This is a genomic window from Isoptericola halotolerans, assembly GCF_003003075.1.
Taxonomy (GTDB): domain Bacteria; phylum Actinomycetota; class Actinomycetes; order Actinomycetales; family Cellulomonadaceae; genus Isoptericola; species Isoptericola halotolerans_A.
Genome location: NZ_PVTX01000004.1, coordinates 152912 through 169363, shown reverse-complemented (window position 1 = coordinate 169363; position 16452 = coordinate 152912). Strand labels below are relative to the sequence as shown.

Annotated in this window: 17 protein-coding genes; 4 read left to right on the top strand and 13 right to left on the bottom strand. The window is 75.0% G+C overall.

The features are described 5' to 3' along the window. Window positions 1–22: 22 nt before the first annotated feature. The 3 genes from BCL65_RS07720 to BCL65_RS07710 are packed head-to-tail and all read left to right on the top strand — an operon-like array spanning window position 23 to window position 3211. The gene (locus tag BCL65_RS07720; RefSeq protein ID WP_106266751.1) at window positions 23–685 is read left to right on the top strand and encodes an ABC transporter ATP-binding protein; all 663 of its coding nucleotides are present in this window, start codon (window positions 23–25) and stop codon (window positions 683–685) included. Further along, a complete protein-coding gene (locus tag BCL65_RS07715; RefSeq protein WP_106266749.1) occupies window positions 682–2403 on the top strand; it encodes a hypothetical protein in 1722 nt (573 codons plus the stop codon). Before BCL65_RS07720 ends, BCL65_RS07715 begins: the two co-directional genes overlap by 4 nt. 25 nt (window positions 2404–2428) lie before the next feature. Continuing rightward, window positions 2429–3211 carry a siderophore-interacting protein gene (locus BCL65_RS07710; RefSeq protein ID WP_106266747.1) on the top strand — a complete coding sequence of 261 codons (783 nt, stop codon included), beginning with the start codon at window positions 2429–2431 and terminating at the stop codon, window positions 3209–3211. Between the two features lie 24 nt (window positions 3212–3235). On the opposite strand, the gene BCL65_RS07705 is transcribed toward BCL65_RS07710, so the two are convergent. After that, window positions 3236–5002, bottom strand: a complete 1767-nt coding sequence (locus BCL65_RS07705; protein WP_106266745.1) for a phospho-sugar mutase — start codon at window positions 5000–5002, stop codon at window positions 3236–3238. 13 nt (window positions 5003–5015) lie between these two features. Further along, window positions 5016–5867 (bottom strand): purine-nucleoside phosphorylase, encoded by an 852-nt coding sequence (locus BCL65_RS07700; RefSeq protein WP_106266743.1) that lies wholly within the window; start codon window positions 5865–5867, stop codon window positions 5016–5018. Here BCL65_RS07700 and BCL65_RS07695 point away from each other — a divergent pair. Continuing rightward, window positions 5866–7374 (top strand): NAD(P)H-quinone dehydrogenase, encoded by a 1509-nt coding sequence (locus tag BCL65_RS07695; RefSeq protein WP_106266741.1) that lies wholly within the window; start codon window positions 5866–5868, stop codon window positions 7372–7374. The genes BCL65_RS07700 and BCL65_RS07695 overlap by 2 nt on opposite strands. A 46-nt stretch (window positions 7375–7420) precedes the next feature. On the opposite strand, the gene BCL65_RS07690 is transcribed toward BCL65_RS07695, so the two are convergent. The 11 genes from BCL65_RS07690 to BCL65_RS07640 all read right to left on the bottom strand — a co-directional run bounded on the left by BCL65_RS07690 (window position 7421) and on the right by BCL65_RS07640 (window position 16439). Continuing rightward, a complete protein-coding gene (locus BCL65_RS07690) occupies window positions 7421–7942 on the bottom strand; it encodes an NUDIX domain-containing protein (RefSeq protein ID WP_374956674.1) in 522 nt (173 codons plus the stop codon). Next, the gene (locus tag BCL65_RS07685; RefSeq protein ID WP_106266737.1) at window positions 7939–9729 is read right to left on the bottom strand and encodes an acetyl/propionyl/methylcrotonyl-CoA carboxylase subunit alpha; all 1791 of its coding nucleotides are present in this window, start codon (window positions 9727–9729) and stop codon (window positions 7939–7941) included. The genes BCL65_RS07690 and BCL65_RS07685 overlap by 4 nt, the downstream gene beginning before the upstream one ends. Window positions 9730–9888: 159 nt before the next feature. Next, a complete protein-coding gene (locus BCL65_RS07680; protein ID WP_243400859.1) occupies window positions 9889–10581 on the bottom strand; it encodes a Maf family protein in 693 nt (230 codons plus the stop codon). A 34-nt stretch (window positions 10582–10615) separates the two neighbouring features. Continuing rightward, window positions 10616–11248, bottom strand: coding sequence for a YitT family protein (locus BCL65_RS07675; RefSeq protein WP_106266732.1), 633 nt, complete (start codon window positions 11246–11248; stop codon window positions 10616–10618). Window positions 11249–11336: 88 nt separating this feature from the next. Next, window positions 11337–12260, bottom strand: a complete 924-nt coding sequence (locus BCL65_RS07670; RefSeq protein WP_106266730.1) for an AEC family transporter — start codon at window positions 12258–12260, stop codon at window positions 11337–11339. A gap of 1 nt (window position 12261) precedes the next feature. Then, entirely contained in the window at window positions 12262–14004 is a 1743-nt protein-coding gene (locus BCL65_RS07665; RefSeq protein WP_243400860.1) for a DUF885 domain-containing protein, read from the bottom strand. A 105-nt stretch (window positions 14005–14109) separates the two neighbouring features. Further along, the gene (locus tag BCL65_RS07660; RefSeq protein ID WP_106266728.1) at window positions 14110–14331 is read right to left on the bottom strand and encodes a DUF6458 family protein; all 222 of its coding nucleotides are present in this window, start codon (window positions 14329–14331) and stop codon (window positions 14110–14112) included. Between the two features lie 65 nt (window positions 14332–14396). Continuing rightward, complete coding sequence (gene purN, locus BCL65_RS07655; RefSeq protein ID WP_207767688.1) at window positions 14397–15104, bottom strand: phosphoribosylglycinamide formyltransferase; 708 nt, start codon at window positions 15102–15104, stop codon at window positions 14397–14399. Further along, window positions 15101–15661 carry a hypothetical protein gene (locus BCL65_RS07650; protein WP_125206507.1) on the bottom strand — a complete coding sequence of 187 codons (561 nt, stop codon included), beginning with the start codon at window positions 15659–15661 and terminating at the stop codon, window positions 15101–15103. Before BCL65_RS07650 ends, purN begins: the two co-directional genes overlap by 4 nt. Further along, window positions 15658–15897, bottom strand: coding sequence for an acyl-CoA carboxylase epsilon subunit (locus tag BCL65_RS07645; RefSeq protein WP_106266724.1), 240 nt, complete (start codon window positions 15895–15897; stop codon window positions 15658–15660). Before BCL65_RS07645 ends, BCL65_RS07650 begins: the two co-directional genes overlap by 4 nt. Next, on the bottom strand, window positions 15894–16439 hold the full coding sequence (locus tag BCL65_RS07640) for a hypothetical protein (RefSeq protein WP_106266722.1): 546 nt from the start codon (window positions 16437–16439) through the stop codon (window positions 15894–15896). The genes BCL65_RS07645 and BCL65_RS07640 overlap by 4 nt, the downstream gene beginning before the upstream one ends. Window positions 16440–16452 lie beyond the last annotated feature (13 nt).

Below are 16452 nucleotides of genomic sequence, written 5' to 3'. Positions count from 1 at the left end.
AAAACGACCTAGCGTCGGCGCCATGACCAGCACCGATGCGAGCGCACCGGTCGTCGAGCTGCGCGCCGCGACGCGCACGCACGGCAGCGTGCAGGTGCTCGCCCCGACCTCCCTGACTCTCCACGCCGGTGGGGCCGCCGCGGTGGTGGGCCCGAACGGCAGCGGCAAGTCCACGTTGCTGCGCCTCGTGGCAGGGGCTGACGAGCCGACGTCGGGCAGCGTGCGCACGCTCGGCCTGCCCGCAGCGCGTGCCCGGCTGCGCCGGCGTGAGGACGTCACGCTCCTGCTGGACGGCCTGCCGACGTACCGTGACCTGACGGTCGCGGAGCACCTGCAGCTCGTCAGCTCCGCCTGGGCGGGGCGCCACGACCTGGCCGGTGTGGCCGAGACTCTGGCCGCGGCCGAGCTGGACCGCGTGCGCGACCAGTTCCCCGCCGAGCTCTCCTCGGGGGAGCGGCAGCTGTTCGCGCTGGCGACCACGCTGTACCGGCCCGCGCGGCTGGTGCTCCTCGACGAGCCGGAGCAACGCCTGGACTCCCGGTGGCGAACTGTCGCGCGCCGGCTCGTGGGCCGCGCCCTCGACGCAGGACGCACGGTCCTGGTCGCCACCCACGACAGCGGCCTGCGCGACGACGTCGCGGCCCGTGGCCAGGTGCTCGAGCTGGCCGAGCCGGGGCGGCGATGAGCGCCCCTCCGGGCACCGGGAGCGGCGACCCCGACCGTCCGGACGCCGGCCCGCTGCGAGTGCCGTACACGCCGTGGCGTCGGTGGCTGCGACGGCTCCGGCGCCGGTCGGCGCTGGCCCGCGCGGCCGCCGCCGGGGCCGACCCGGGCGACCGGGTGTACCTCACGTACGGCGTCGTCCTCCTCGTGCTGGTCTACGGACCGATGCTGTGGGTGGCGCTGGCCCAGACGGGGCTCCCGCTGGGCAGGCCCGGCGAGGACGCCGTCCTGGCCGGTCGGTGGAGCTCGAGCGCGTTCGACGGCCTGGTCGTGGTCGGCCTCTGCGTGGGAGGGCTGCTCAGCCTCCTGGCCGTCAGCGTCGCCCGCGCCGGGGGGCCGCTGTGGACGAGCCCGCCGGAGGTCACGTTCGCGCTGTCCGGTCAGTTCGCGCCGGTCACGGTGCTCTGGCGGCGGCTGGTGGTGCTCGCCGCCGGCACCGGCGTCGTCGCCGCGTTCGGTGCGTCCGCCCTCGCGGCCGGCGCGCTGGGCCTCGTCGGGGGCGCGGACGCGGTGCCCGCGGACGGCGCCGGCACCGCAGACGTCGTCGGGTGGGCGCTGGCGGCGGCGTGCGCCGTCCAGGTGCCGTTGATGCTGGGGGTGGCGGCCCAGGGTCCGCGCCGGCGCACAGCAGCGCGGCAGGCAGCGGGCGTGCTGCTCGGCCTCGGTGTGCTCGCACCCGCGCTGGAGATCCTCGCCCCACAGGTCCGTGCCGCCGTCGTGCCGGCCTGCCTGGACACTGCCGGCAGCGCGGTCGCGTGCCCGCTGGCGACGGGGCCCGGGGTGGGGGTGCTGACCGTCGCCGGCACGGCGGCGCTCGTCAGCGTATGGCTGGCGGTGCGCGTGCTGCCTGCCGAGATCGACCTCGACGCGACGGCGGCGGCCCAGCGCACCACGGTGGCCACCTCCCAGGCGCTGGTCGCCGGGGAAGCCGGCGGGCTGGCGGACCTGCTGGGCCCCCGTCGGCTCGGGGGCCGCGGCCGGACGCTCTGGCCCCCGTTGCTGCGCCGGGCACCGGTCGTGGCGCGGGACCTGCTGGGGGTGCGGCGGCGGGTGTGGACGGTCCTCGGCGCGGTGGTGGCGGGCGCCGGTGGCACGTTCCTCGTCCTGGTGGCCACCCCGTCGCCGGGCGTCCGCGGGTCCGCGTTCGGCGTCGTGCTGGGCGCCGCGATCCTGTACGCGGCGTCGGCGTCCTGGGCCGCCGGTCTGCGCGACATGGCTTCCCAGCCGAGACCCGGCGGGCTGCTGCCCGGCGGCGTCGGCCGCGTGGTGGCGGCGCACCTCGTGGTCCCCGCGGCGCTCGCCGCCCTGGCGGTGGGGGTGGGCCTCGCGCTCGCGGCCCTGGCCCACCAGGCCGGTCTGCCGGACGGCGGTACCGCGGCCGCGCTCGTCGCGGTGTGCACGGGCGTGGTCGTGCTGGCCGTGCGGTGCTGGGTCTGCGGGGCGACGACGGTCCCGGCCGAGCTGTTCACGCCGGTGAGCGTGCCCGGTGGCGGCGACGCCTCGACGCTGATCGTCCTGGCGTGGTTCGTGCGTGGCTGGTTGATGGTCGTCGGTCTGGCGTGGACGCTGCACCGCACGGCCGAGGCCGGCTCGGGCGTGCTGGGAGGTGTCGCGGTGGTGGTCCTCCTGACCGCCGCCTGGTTCGTCCGGTCCGCGGTGCGGCGCCTCGCCCGGACCTGATCGAGGCAGGTTAGGCTTGCCTACGATGACACGACGTACCCCGCACCACGCGACCGTCTCCGCCGTGCGGTGGCTCACGCCGCACATGGTCCGCCTCACGCTCGCCGGCGACGCCCTGGACGCGATCGACCGGCCCGCCGCGACGGACCTCTACATCAAGCTCGTGGTGGGGGAGCCGCCGACGCCGGAGTCCCGACCCGTGGTGCGCAGCTACACGGTCCGTTCCGTCCGCGACGGCGAGTGGGACGTGGACTTCGTGGTGCACGGCGACGACGGGCTCGCCGGTCCCTGGGCCGCCCGGGTCCGGCCGGGCGAGCAGGTGGCGTTCCTCGGCCCCGGCGGCACCTACGCCCCGGACCTCGCGGCGCCGTGGCACCTCCTCGTCGGGGACGACGCCGCGCTGCCCGCGATCGCCGCGGCCGTCGAGTCCCTGCCGGCGGGAACGGTCGCGCACGCCGTCGTCGAGGTTCCCGGCCCCGCGGACGAGCAGGAGATCGTCACGGACGCCGACCTGCATCTCACCTGGGTCCACCGCGGGACCGCCGGGCTGGCCGACACCGTGCGCGCGGCGCACGCGGCGGGGCGGCTCCCCGCGGGCGCGCCGCACGCGTTCCTGCACGGCGAGGCCTCCTGCGTCCGAGAGCTGCGACGCTGGGTCCGCGCCGAGCTCGGCGTCGGCACGGAGCGTCTCTCCGCCTCCGGGTACTGGCGCCGCGGTGACGACGACGAGGCGTGGCGCGCCGCGAAGCCGCGGTGGAAGGCCCAGGTCGAGCAGGACGACGCCGAGCTCGCGGCGCCCCGCGGGTGAGGCCTCGCGGGGCGCCGTCCGGCGTCAGAGCCCGAGGGTGCTCGCCATCTCGCGCTTGAGCGCGTCGAGCCGCTCGTGCGCCGCGACACGCGCCTTGCCGACGTCCAGCGCGGACGCGTCGGGCGCGACGTCGGAGACCACCTCGAGGTAGCACTTGACCTTCGGCTCGGTGCCCGAGGGCCGGACGATCACCCGCGTCCCGTCCTCGGCCAGCAGCAGGATGCCGTCCGTGGGGGGCAGGCCCTCGTACCCGTCGGACAGGTCCGCGACCGTGCGCACCGGCGACCCGCCGAGCGTCGACGGCGGTGCCGAGCGCAGGCGGGCCATCGTCCCGGGGATCTGCTCCAGGTCCTCGAACCGTGCGGAGAGCTGGTCGGTCACGTAGAGGCCGTGCGCGCGGGCGATGTCGTCGAGCGCGTCGACCAGCGTGCCCCCCGACACCTTGAGCCGGGCCGCGAGCGTGGCGACGACGACGGCGGCGCTGATGCCGTCCTTGTCCCGCACGTGCGCGGGGTCCACGCAGTAGCCGAGCGCCTCCTCGTAGCCGAACACCAGCCCGGGCGTGCGGGAGATCCACTTGAACCCGGTCAGGGTGGTCGCGTGCGCCACGCCCGCGTCCTCGGCGAGCCTGCCCAGCAGCCGGGAGGAGACGACGGAGCACGCCACCGTGGCGTCGGTCCGGCCGGACGCGCGCCGGACGGCCTCGGCGCCGAGCAGCGCGCCCACCTCGTCGCCGTGCAGCATGCGCCAGCCGCTCGAGCGGGCCGTCTCCACCCCGAGGTGGGTGCCCTGGGTGACGTCGAGCACGGCGACGGCGCAGCGGTCGGCGTCGGGGTCGTTGGCGATCACCAGGTCGGCACCGGTGTCGACGGCCAGGCCGAGCGCCATGTCCATGGCCCCGGCCTCCTCCGGGTTGGGGAAGGACACCGAGGGGAAGTCCGGGTCCGGGAAGGACTGCTCCTCGACGGGCACCACCTGGCTGAACCCCGCGTCGGCGAGCGCCCGGGCCAGGGTGCGGCCGCCCACGCCGTGCAGCGACGTCGTGACGATCCGCAGCCGGTCGGCCGCCTCGGGGTCGCTCGTCGTGACGCCGCGCACCGAGGCGAGGTAGGCGTCGACGACGTCGCGGCCCAGCACGGTCCAGCCGTCCTCGGCCCGGGGGACGGCGTCCGGGTGCCCGACGGCGGCGATCCGCTCGGCGATCGACGCGTCGTGGGGCGGCACGATCTGCGCACCCTGACCCGCGTCGGTCACGACCCGGCCGCCGAGGTAGACCTTGTAGCCGTTGTCCGCGGCCGGGTTGTGGCTCGCGGTGACCATCACGCCGGCGTCGGCGTCCAGGTGCCGCACGGCGAAGGCCAGCACCGGGGTGGGCAGCGGCTTCGGCAGGAGGAGCACCTCGGCGCCGGCCGCGGACAGCACGGCGGCGGTGTCGTGGGCGAAGTCCTGCGAGCGGTGCCGCGCGTCGTGGCCCACGACGACGCGGGGCCCGGAACCCGGACCCAGCACGTCGGTGAGGTAGGCGCCCAGCCCGGCCGCCGCCGCGATCACGACCGACCGGTTCATCCGGTTGGGGCCTGCCGCCATCGCGCCGCGCAGCCCGGCGGTCCCGAACTGCAGCGTCCCGGCGAAGCGGTCGCGCAGCTCCGCGAGCGCCGTCGGGTGCCGCCGGCCGTCGTCGGCCGTGGCGTACCCGACCAGCCGCGTGAGCTCGTCGACGTCGGTGTCGTCGACGTCGTGACGCATCCACTCCTCGACGCGGTCCAGCAGCATGTCCGTCGACTCGGTCATCACGCCTCCCCCCTCAGAGAGCCTTGACGATGTTCGCGAGGAGCTCGCTGATCCGCGGGCCCGCCGCCTGCCCTGCCTCGAGGACCTCCTCGTGGGAGAGCGGCTGCGGCGAGATGCCGGCGGCGAGGTTCGTCACGAGCGAGATGCCGAGGACGTCCATGCCCGCGTGCCGTGCCGCGATGGCCTCGAGGGTGGTCGACATGCCGACCAGGTCGGCGCCCAGGACGCCGGCCATCCGCACCTCGGCGGGCGTCTCGTAGTGGGGTCCGGGGAACTGGGCGTACACGCCCTCCGGCAGCTCCGGGTCGACGGACCGGGCCAGCTCGCGCAGCCGGGGGGAGTACAGGTCGGTCAGGTCGACGAACGTCGCGCCCTCGAGCGGGGAGGTCGCGGTGAGGTTGAGGTGGTCACGGAGCAGCACCGGCTGCCCCGGCCGCCACGCCATGTGCAGGCCGCCGCAGCCGTTCGTCAGCACCACCGACTCGCAGCCGGTCGCCGCGGCCGTCCGCACGCCGTGCACCACCCTCCGCACGCCCCGGCCCTCGTACAGGTGGGTGCGGCCGCCGATGACGAGCGCGTGCCGGGTGGAGCCGTCCGGCCGTTCGACGCGGATCGACCGCGTCGTCGAGGCGTGGCCCACCACCGCGGCCCGGGCGAAGCCCGGGATCTCGTGCGTGGGCAGCTCGGCGACCACGTCGCCGACCAGCTCCGCCGCGCCGCCCCACCCGGAGCCGAGGACGAGGGCGACGTCGTGCCCGGGGACCCCGGTCGCCTCGGCGATGTGGTCCGCGGCAGCTCGCGCGACGTCGAACGGGTCGGTCCTCGGGTCGTCGAGGTCCGGCATCGTGGCAGGTGTGGTGCTCATGGACCAGAGACTATCTCTGCCCGCGAGGACCTGCCGGTGCTGCCACAATGGCACCGTGCCTGCCGAGAACAGCATCCTTGCCGGACCCAACCGCTCCGTCGTCGTCATCGGCGGCGGGCCCGGCGGCTACGAGGCCGCCCTGGTCGCCCGCCGCACCGGTGCCGACGTGACCGTCGTCGAACGCTCGGGCCTGGGCGGCGCGACGGTCCTGACCGACGTCGTCCCCTCCAAGACGCTCATCGCCACGGCCGAGTGGCTGACCATCGCCGAGTCCGCGCCCGAGCTGGGCATCCGGACGGGTGGCACCGTGACGCCGGGCGACGACCCCGACGCGCGCCGTTCCCTGGTGGACCTCCAGGCCGTCAACAAGCGGGTGCTGGCGCTCGCCGCGGCGCAGTCGGCCGACATCCGCTCCCGCATGGACCGCGAGGGCGTCACCATCGTGGACGGCACCGGCCGCCTCGACGGACCCAGCCGCGTCCTCGTCACGCCGTCCGACGGCGGTGACGAGATCACGCTCGACGCGGACATCGTGCTGCTCGCCACCGGTGCGACACCCCGCACGCTGCCGACCGCCGAGCCGGACGGCGAGCGCATCCTGACCTGGACCCAGCTGTACAACCTCGCGGAGCTGCCCGAGAAGCTCGTCGTCGTCGGCTCCGGCGTCACCGGCGCGGAGTTCGCCGGCGCCTACCTCGCCCTCGGCGCCGAGGTCGTCCTCGTCTCCTCGCGCGACCGCGTGCTCCCCGGGGAGGACGAGGACGCCGCCGAGCTCATCGAGGGCGTGTTCCGCAGCCGCGGGATGACGGTCATGTCGCGCTCGCGGGCCGCTGCGGCCGAGCGCACCGAGGACGGCGTCGCCGTCACGCTCGCCGACGGCCGGGTGGTCGAGGGCTCCCACGTGCTCATCGCCGTCGGCGGGGTGCCGAACACCGCCGGGCTGGGCCTGGAGGAGGCCGGGGTCCAGCTCAAGGAGTCCGGGCACATCGAGGTCGACCGCGTCTCGCGGACGTCCGTGCGGGGCGTGTACGCCGCCGGAGACTGCACGGGCGTGCTGCCGCTCGCCTCGGTCGCCGCCATGCAGGGACGCGTCGCGATGGCGCACGCGCTGGGCGACGCCGTCGCCCCGCTGCACCTGGGCAACGTCGCGGCGAACATCTTCACCGCACCCGAGATCGCGACGGTCGGGTACTCGGAGGAGGCGCTGCGCTCGCAAGGGTCGCGGTACGTGACCACGACGCTGCCGCTCGCCCGGAACCCGCGCGCGAAGATGCACGGCGTGCACGACGGCTTCGTCAAGCTGTTCGCGCACCCCGAGGCGGGGATCGTCCTGGGCGGCGTCGTCGTCGGGCCGCGCGCCAGCGAGCTCATCTTCCCCGTGACGCTCGCCGTCACGCACCGGCTCACGGTGGACGACGTCGCGGAGAGCTTCACGATCTACCCGTCGTTGTCCGGGACGATCAGCGAGGCGGCGCGCGTGCTGCACGGCCAGCTCACCCCGCGCTGAGACCCGCCGGCGGGGCCTACCCGGCCCCGCCGTCAGGCGGCGGTGCTCACCCGCCGGCCTCCAGCAGGCGCTCGAGGTGGGGCAGGGCGTCGGCGAACGCGGGGTGCAGGGACAGGCCGGCGACGTCGTCGATCGGCACCCAGCGCACCTCGATGCTCTCCGGGTCCGTGGCCGCCACCGGGTCGCGTCGCCCGGAGACCGTCTCGGCCAGCACCGTGGTGTAGGTCCACACGCCGTGGTCCAGGACGTGCCGGCCGGTCACGCGGACGGCGGCGGGGTCGATGCCCGCCTCCTCGGCAGCCTCGCGCAGGGCGCCCTGGGTGGGCGTCTCATCGGGCGCGACGGCGCCGCCCGGGATTCCCCAGGTGCCGCCGTGGTGGGACCACGCCGCGCGGTGCTGCAGGACCACGTCGGTCACCGGACCGAGCGCGCCGTCCCGCGGGCCCGGGGCCCGGCGCACGAGGAACAGCCCGGCCGCGCCGTGCAGCCCCCAGTGGCGGTGGTCGCCGCACTCCACCCAGCCGTCACCTGGGTGCCGGTGGTGAGCGCCGCCGGACACCTCGATCAGGCGATCTCGCAGATCGCGGTGCCGGCGGTGACGCCGGCGCCCGCCGCGAGGGTCAGGCTCTTGATCGTCCCGGCGCGGTGCGCGGTGATCGGCTGCTCCATCTTCATGGCCTCCAGCACGACGACGAGATCGCCCTCGGCCACCTCGTCGCCCTCGGCCACGGCGACCTTGACGATGGTGCCCTGCATGGGCGACGCCAGCGTGGTGCCGCCCGCCGCCGGGCCGCCGCCGCCGCGGGCGGTCCGGCGTGCGGGTCGGCGGGCCGACTTGCCGGCACCACCGGCGCGTCCCATGCCGAGACCGGCCGGGAGGACCACCTCGAGCCGGCGTCCGCCGACCTCGACGACCACCCGCTCCGGGGGCTCCTCGGGTCCCTCGGCGGCGGCCTCGGCCATCGGCGGGTCGGCCGGCCCGAGCGCGGCGACGGCGTCGGCGAAGTCGGTCTCGATCCACCGGGTGTGCACCCGGAACGGGGCGTCGGCGCTGCGCGGCACGAAGTCCTCGGACTCCAGCACGGCGCGGTGGAACGGCACCACGGTGGGGATGCCGGCGACCTCGAGCTCGCGCAGCGCGCGGCGGGCGCGCTCCACGGCCTGGGTGCGGGTGGCGCCGGTGACGATCAGCTTGGCGATCATCGAGTCGAACAGGCCGGAGACGGTGTCGCCCTCGACCACGCCCGTGTCGACGCGCACGCCCGGGCCGGACGGCCACCGCAGCGTGGACACGGTGCCCGGCGCGGGCAGGAACCCGGCGGCGGGGTCCTCGCCGTTGATGCGGAACTCGAGCGAGTGCCCCCGCACGGTCGTGGTGTCGTACCCGAGCGGCTCGCCCGCGGCGATGCGCAGCTGCTCGCGCACGAGGTCGATCCCGGTGACCTCCTCGGTCACGGGGTGCTCGACCTGCAGCCGGGTGTTGACCTCGAGGAAGGACAGGGTGCCGTCGGTGCCGACCAGGAACTCGCACGTCCCGGCGCCGACGTACCCGGCCTCGGTGAGGATGGCCCGTGAGGCGCGGTCCAGCTCGGCCTCCTGCTCGGGGCTGAGGAACGGCGCGGGCGCCTCCTCCACGAGCTTCTGGTGCCGGCGCTGCAGCGAGCAGTCGCGGGTGGACACCACCACGACGTTGCCGTGGGAGTCCGCCAGGCACTGGGTCTCCACGTGCCGCGGCTTGTCGAGGTAGCGCTCCACGAAGCACTCGCCCCGACCGAACGCCGCGACGGCCTCGCGCACCGCGGAGTCGTACAGCTCGTCGATCTCGTCGTGCGAACGCGCCACCTTCAGGCCGCGCCCACCGCCGCCGTAGGCCGCCTTGATCGCGATCGGCAGACCGTGCTCCGCGGCGAACGCGCGCACCTCGGAGGAGTCCGCGACCGGGTCCTTGGTGCCGGGCACCAGGGGCGCCCCGGCGCGCTGCGCGATGTGCCGGGCGCTCACCTTGTCGCCGAGGGACTCGATCGCCGCCGGCGGCGGGCCGATCCACACCAGCCCGGCGTCGATCACCGCCTGGGCGAACCCGGCGTTCTCCGACAGGAACCCGTAGCCCGGGTGCACGGCGTCCGCGCCGGACCGGCGGGCGACGTCGAGCAGCTTGTCGACGTCCAGGTACGTGTCCGCGGCACGGGCGCCGTCGAGCGCGAACGCCTCGTCCGCGAGCTGGACGTGCAGCGCCTGGCGGTCGGTGTCGGCGTAGACGGCGACGGAGGTGATGCCTGCGTCGGCGCAGGCGCGGGCGATGCGGACGGCGATCTCACCGCGGTTGGCGACGAGGACCTTCGTGATGGTGGGCACGGCTCACGGTAACGTGCCGCGTACCCCGCTCCGCCACTCCGCGCGGCCCGGCCCGGCAAGTCTGTGCCGGGTGCCAACGCGGATCGAGGGCGTTTGTACACATCCCACATGGACCGGGCGACGTCCGGGCCCGGCGGGGGGAGTGCGTTGGCGGTTTCGTCAGACCTGCTGCTGGTGGTCCTGCGGGGGCCGGTGGTCCCGCAGGTGGCGGAACGGCACGTCGATCTCGGCGAGGAGCTCGCGCAGCAGCGGCAGGCTCACGCCCACCACGCCGTGCGGGTCGCCCTCGAGCCGTTCGACGTACGGGCCGCCGAGCCCGTCGATGGTGAACGCGCCGGCCACCTCGAGCGGCTCGCCGGTGGCCACGTAGGCGTCGATCTCGGCGTCGTCGAGGTCGGCGAAGTGCACCGTGGTCGACGACGTGGCGCCGAGCGTCGCGCCCGTGCCGCCGTCGTCGTGCGACCGGCAGTCGACCACCCAGTGCCCGCTGTGCAGCACGCCCGAGCGGCCGCGCATGCTGCGCCAGCGCTCGCGGGCGACCTCCGCGGTGCCCGGCTTGCCGACGATCTCGCCGTCGATCTCGAGCATCGAGTCGCAGCCGAGCACGAGGGCGCCGGGGGCGTCGTGGTCGCCGTCGAGGACGCGCGCGACCTCCTCGGCCTTCGCCTGGGCGAGGACCAGCACGGCGTCCGACGGCGGCAGGTCCGGGTAGCGCTCGCGGGCCGCGGCGAGCACGGCGTCCTCGTCCACGTGGCTGACCCTCACCGCCGGCTCGACCCCGGCGGAGCGCAGGGTCGCGAGACGGGCGGGGGACCGGCTGGCCAGGACGAGCTGGACGGGAGAGTGCGGCACGAGCAGGACCCTACCGGGCTCGGTGGCCATGTCCTCAGTAGCCCATGTACCGGCCGGGCCGGTGGTTCAGCGCGAGCACCAGGTTGAGCAGCGCGGCGCCGACGGCGGAGACCAGCACCGTCACCGGCTCGACGACGGTGAGGGCGAGCAGCACGACGGCGGTGTCCAGGGCCATCTGCACGTAGCCGGCGCGCCAGCCCAGCCGCTCCTGCGCCAGGAGCGCGACGATGTTGAACCCGCCGATGCTCGAGCGGTGCCGGAACACGATGAGCAGGCCCACCCCCGCCAGCACGTTGCCGCCGAGCACGCCGTAGAGGGTCGGGACGTCGACGGTGCCGAACATCGCGGCCTGCAGCGAGCTGAACAGGGAGACGAGGGCGATCGAGAGGCCGGTGCGGACGGTGAAGTCCCAGCCCTTCTTCCAGATCGCCAGGGCGAAGAACGGCAGGTTGACGAGCGCGAACAGCCATCCGAACGGGATGTCGACGGCATAGCTGACCAGCAGCGCCAGGCCGGCCGTACCACCCGTGACCGCCTCGACGGACCGGAGCAGGAAGAGCCCGAGCGACACCACGAACGTCCCGGTCAGGAGCCCGAGGGCGTCCTCCAGGAGGCTGTGCCGGACGCCCTCCGGCTTGAGGTCGGACTGGCGTGGTGCGGTGCTCATCGAGGTCCCTCCGGGGTCGGGGCGGGTGGCGCCGTCGTCCCGGGGTGTGGTGCGACGGCGTGCCCATGGTCACACGCCGGCGAGGTGGCTACGTCAGCAGCGCGGCGGCGACCAGCAGCACGACGGGCGAGGCGAGCGTCGTCACCAGGATCGTGTCCCGCGCCAGCACCTCGCCCCGGCGGAAGCGTGCCGCGTAGTTGTAGATGTTCTGCGCCGTGGGCAGCGCGGCGAGGGTGACCGCGGAGACCACCGCGGCGTCGTCGAGCCCGAACCCGTGGCGCGCCACGACGAACGCGACGGCCGGCATCACCACGGCCTTGAGCACCGCGGCGACGACGACAGGGGCGCGGTCGTCCTCGCCGCGCAAGGGCCTCGACCCGTGCAGCGACATGCCGAAGGCCAGCAGGATCATCGGGATCGCCGCGCCGCCGAGGATCTCCAGGGGGGCCAGGACGACGTCCGGGACGCCCGCCCCGGTCAACGACACGGCCCCGCCGGCCAGGGCCCCGAGGATGATGGGGTTGCGCACGGGCTGGCTCAGCACGAACCCGAGGGAGACACGGTTCTCGCTGGTGCTGGAGTCCAGCAGGAGCAGCACGAGCGGCGAGACGACCAGCAGCTGCAGCCCGATGACCGGCACCACGGCGGTGGCGTCGTCGAGCACGTAGACGGCCACCGGCAGGCCGATGTTGCCGGCGTTGACGTAGCCGGCGCCGAGCGCGCCGATCGTGGCCTCGGGGACGCGCAGCCGGAACCACAGCAGGTTGACCACGACGAAGACGGCGGCCGCGCTCGCGCCGGCGACCGCCTGCACCAGCAGCGGGGCGCCGAGCAGCTCGCCCAGGTCGGCGTCGGCCACGACGGTGAACAGCAGCGCCGGGCTGGCGACGAAGAACCCGATCCGGTTGAGGGTCGTCCCCGCGTCCGGGCCGCCGAGCCGGAGCCGTCCGGCGACGTACCCGGCGGCGACGACGACGCCGATGATCGCGAAGCCGGTGAGGATGCCCTGCACGTCAGGCGAGCGCCTCGCGCAGCACGTCCAGCCCGACGGAGCCGAGACCGAGCGCCCGGGCGTGGAACGCGCGCAGGTCGAACGCCTCGCCGCGGGCGCCGGCGGCGGCGCGGGCCTCGTCGCGCGCCTGCTCCCACAGCCGCTGCCCCACCTTGTACGACGGCGCCTGGCCCGGCCAGCCGAGGTAGCGGTCCAGTTCGAACCGGACGAACTCCGCGGGCATGTTGACGTTCGCCAGCAGGAACGGCCAGGCGTTGTCGGCGTCCCAGGTCTCGCCCGTCCCGCCCCACGCGGCGGGGAGCTCCTTGCCCAGGTGCACCCCGATGTCGAGGACCACGCGCGCGGCGCGCAGCCGCTGGGCGTCGAGCATGCCGAACCGGTCGCCGGCGTCGTCGAGGTAGCCGAGGTCGGCCATCAGGCGCTCGGCGTACAGCGCCCAGCCCTCGCCGTGCCCGGAGACCCAGCAGGCCAGCCGGCGCCACGAGTTCAGGGTGTCGCGGGCGGCGACCGCGGCGGCGCACTGCAGGTGGTGGCCCGGGACGCCCTCGTGGTAGACGGTCGTCTTCTCGCGCCACGTGTTGAACTCGCTGACGCCCGGAGGGACGGACCACCACATGCGGCCGGGCCGGGAGAAGTCGTCGCTGGGCGGGGTGTAGTAGATGCCCCCCGTCTGGGTCGGGGCGATCATGCACTCGATCGTGCGGACCGGCCCCTCGATGTCGAAGTGCGTGCCGGCGAGGTCGGCGACCGCCTCGTCGGCCGTCTCCTGCATCCAGGCGCGCAGGGCGGCGGTGCCCTCGAGGCGGCGGGCCGGGTCGGCGTCCAGGGCGGCGACGGCGTCGGCGACCGTGGCGCCCGGACCGGCGATCGTGCGGGCGAGCTCCTCCTGCTCGGCCACGATCCGGGCCAGCTCCTCGAGTCCCCACGCGTAGGTCTCGTCGAGGTCCACGGTCGCGCCCAGGAACTCCCGCGAGTACCGGGAGTAGGCCTCGCGGCCGACGGCGTCGGCCTGCGGTGCCCGGGGAGCGAGCTCGCGCTCCAGGAAGTCGGCGAGCTCGCCGTACGCCTGCCGCGCCGCCGCGGCGCCACGCTCCAGCTCGGCGCGCACGAGGCTGCAGGCCGACGAGTCGTCCAGGACGCCGGCGGCCTGCTCGCCGGTCACGAGCGTCGTGAACGTCGAGCCGTCGCCCGCCAGCTCGCGGGCCTGCTCGACGGCGGCGCGCACCTGCCGGACGGCGGCGACGCGGCCCCGCTCCGCGCTCCACGTCAGGGACTCGGTGTACCCGGCGAGCGCCTGCGGGACGGCGTTCAGGCGCGCGGCGATGTTCTCCCACGCCTCGACGGTGCCGGTGGGGACCACGTCGAACAGGTCGCGGAGCTGCTGCACCGGCGACTCGATGTTGTTGAGGGACGACTGCGGGTCGCCGGCCTCGTGCTGCTCGACGGCGAGCCCGACCCGCTCGCGCATCGCGGCCAGGGTGACCCGGTCGACGTCGTCCGCGGGCGCCTGACCGGCGGCCTCGAGCTCGTCGAGGCGGCGCAGCAGGGCGCGGTCGACGTCGGCGCGCGCCTCGTGGCCGGCGGGGGAGAGGTCGGGCAGCTCGTGGTCGTGTCCCGGCAGGCCCATCATGGTGGCGGCGTCGGGCTGCAGCGCCGCCACGTCGCGGACGTAGGCGTCGGCGACGTCGTCGAGCGCGGTCCTGGCACGGTTCGCGCGGCCCCTGCCGGCGGTGGTGTGAGTCACGCGCCCGAGGTTAACGCGTCATGACTTGCGAGCGTCTCTGTTCGTCAGGGATCGAGCCTCGACTCCTGACGAACAGAGACGCTCGCGGTCGTGCGGCGGAGGAGGTCAGGCCGGCGGGGGCGTGCGGTCGTCGTACCGCTCCACCCGGTGGCTCGTGTGCGAGCGCTGTCTGTTGTAGACCAGACCCAGGATCAGTGCCAGCACACCCGCGGCGATGCAGATGTAGCCGACGACGTTGAGGTTGACGACCTCCCAGGTGTCCGGTGCGATCGCGAAGGCGAGGATCGCGCCCACCACGATGAGGAAGATGCCGCTTCCGATACCCATCAGGGTCCTCCGTTCCCGGGCGTCGTTAGCGCCCGTTCCCGTCGATCATTACTAGAAGGGCCTGATCACGCACGTGCGGAGGGAGGAGACGCCGTCCGGTCGCGTCGCAGGGACTCACGCATGAGCCCGGATGCCTGATCTCCCGCTACGCCGCTCGCTGGAGGCGCAGCGTCGGTGAACCAGGCGGCGACCACGTCGACGAGAAGGCTCTTCTCCGCCGCCTGCACGCGGGCACGCAGCTGCTCGACGTCGTCGTCCGGCCGGATCTCGACCTCCCGCTGGGCGACGATCGGTCCCTCGTCATACACCGCGGTGACCTGGTGGACCGTCGCGCCGGTGCGCGTCGCGCCGTCAGCCAGGACGGCCGCGTGCACCCGGTCGCCGTACATACCCACTCCGCCGTAGGCGGGCAGGAGCGCGGGGTGGGTGTTGAGGACCGCGCCCTTGAACCGTTCCAGGACCCGCGGACCGAGCAGCTTCATGTACCCGGCGAGCACCACGAGGTCGGTCCCCGCGGCATCGAGGGCATCCAGCATCGCGGCGTCCAGCATGTCTGGTTCCGGGTGGGTCTTGCCGCTGAGGTGAAAGGTCCTGACGCCGCGGTCGCGTGCACGGGTGAGGATCCCGGACCGACTGTTGTTGCCGACCACGACGGCGACGTCCGCGGGGATCGTGCCGTCGTCGACGGCGTCGAGCAGGCGGGACGCCGTCGTGCCGGTGCCCGACCCGACGACGGCGAAGCGGCCGCGAGGTGGCGGGCAGATGCCGGTCACGAACGCTGCGAACGGCGGACGTCGTCGGCCCAGCCGCGGTGGTAGCGCACGACGACGGCGTCCGAGCCGGGTGCCCACCACACGGCGACCGGGTCGCCGGGTCGCGGGCCGGGGGCATCGCCATCGGCCACCAGCAGCGACCAGGTGTCCTCCGCGGTCTCGGAGTCCCGCGGGTAGGTGAGCAGCCCGCGCAGCATCGTGCCGTCCTTGAGCTCGCGCTCGGAGACGGTGACCGACCCGGTGACCGCCCGGGCGTCGTTCCGCAGCGCCTCGGCGGCCCTCGTCTCGGTCGCGTGGCGCTGGTCGTCGCGGTAGCGGACGAGGGCCGCCACCGCGGTGACCGCCAGCCCGGCCATGAGGGCGAGCATCAGCCACATCTCCAGCTCGCCGGACGGGTTCTCCACCAGCCGCTGCGCCACGTACACCGCGACCGTGACCAGCAGGGCGGGCAGCCACAGCCACCGGCGGAGCAGCCCCGGGCGCTCCGGGCCGGGCACGTCGCCGAGCGGTGCCTCGACCTCGCCCGGCGTGTCGACCTGCTGCCAGACCACGCTCACGAGCGCAGGCTCCAGCGCCACGCGTCGGCGTTGTGCCGGCCCGCGCGGCCGCCGAAGCTCCGGGCGGTGGCGGCCCCGTTGCCGCGGAGGTTGCGGGCGTGGTTGGCCCACTCGTCGACCGGAGCGACGTCGTCCGGCTCGTCGCCGGAGGCCGAGACCGCGGCGAGGCCGGCGACGAGCGCCGCCACCTCGACGTCGTCGGGCTCACCCCGCACCACACGGAACTGGGCGTTCACAGGTCGTCCTCCTCGTCGTCGGGGTCGTCGCCGAACGCGGGCGCGAGGCCGCGCGACGCCGCCCACTCCAGCACGTGGTAGCCACCGGCGACGAGGCGCGAGGCGGCCTCCTGGCCGGCCTCGTCCAGCTGCTCGATGACGCCGTCGAGGGTCATCGACGCCCCGGCGGGCGGGTCCGCCACCACGAAGCCGAGGTAGAAGGCCTCGGCCGGGACGGTGCCCTCGGGCAGGTCCTCGTCGGCGTCGTCGTGCTCGGAGTCCGGACCGGGTTCCCACACCGACGTCGTCAGGTCCGGGTGCATCCCCAGCGCGTCGTGCAGCTGGTCGAACACGGCCGCGTTGAGCGTGCCGACGCGGTTCTCCAGCGCGAGGATGCGCGGGTCGTCGTCCGCCTCGGACGCGCCGAACTCCGCCCGGACGCCGACGGCGGTGTCCACGTACTGGTGCAGCGCGGCCGTCAGGGCGTCCACGGCGCGGTGCATCGGCTCAGGGTCCACGTCTCCCAGCGGTGCCGGGCCGTGGGTGGCGTCCTCGTGGCTCATCGGTCGATCTTCT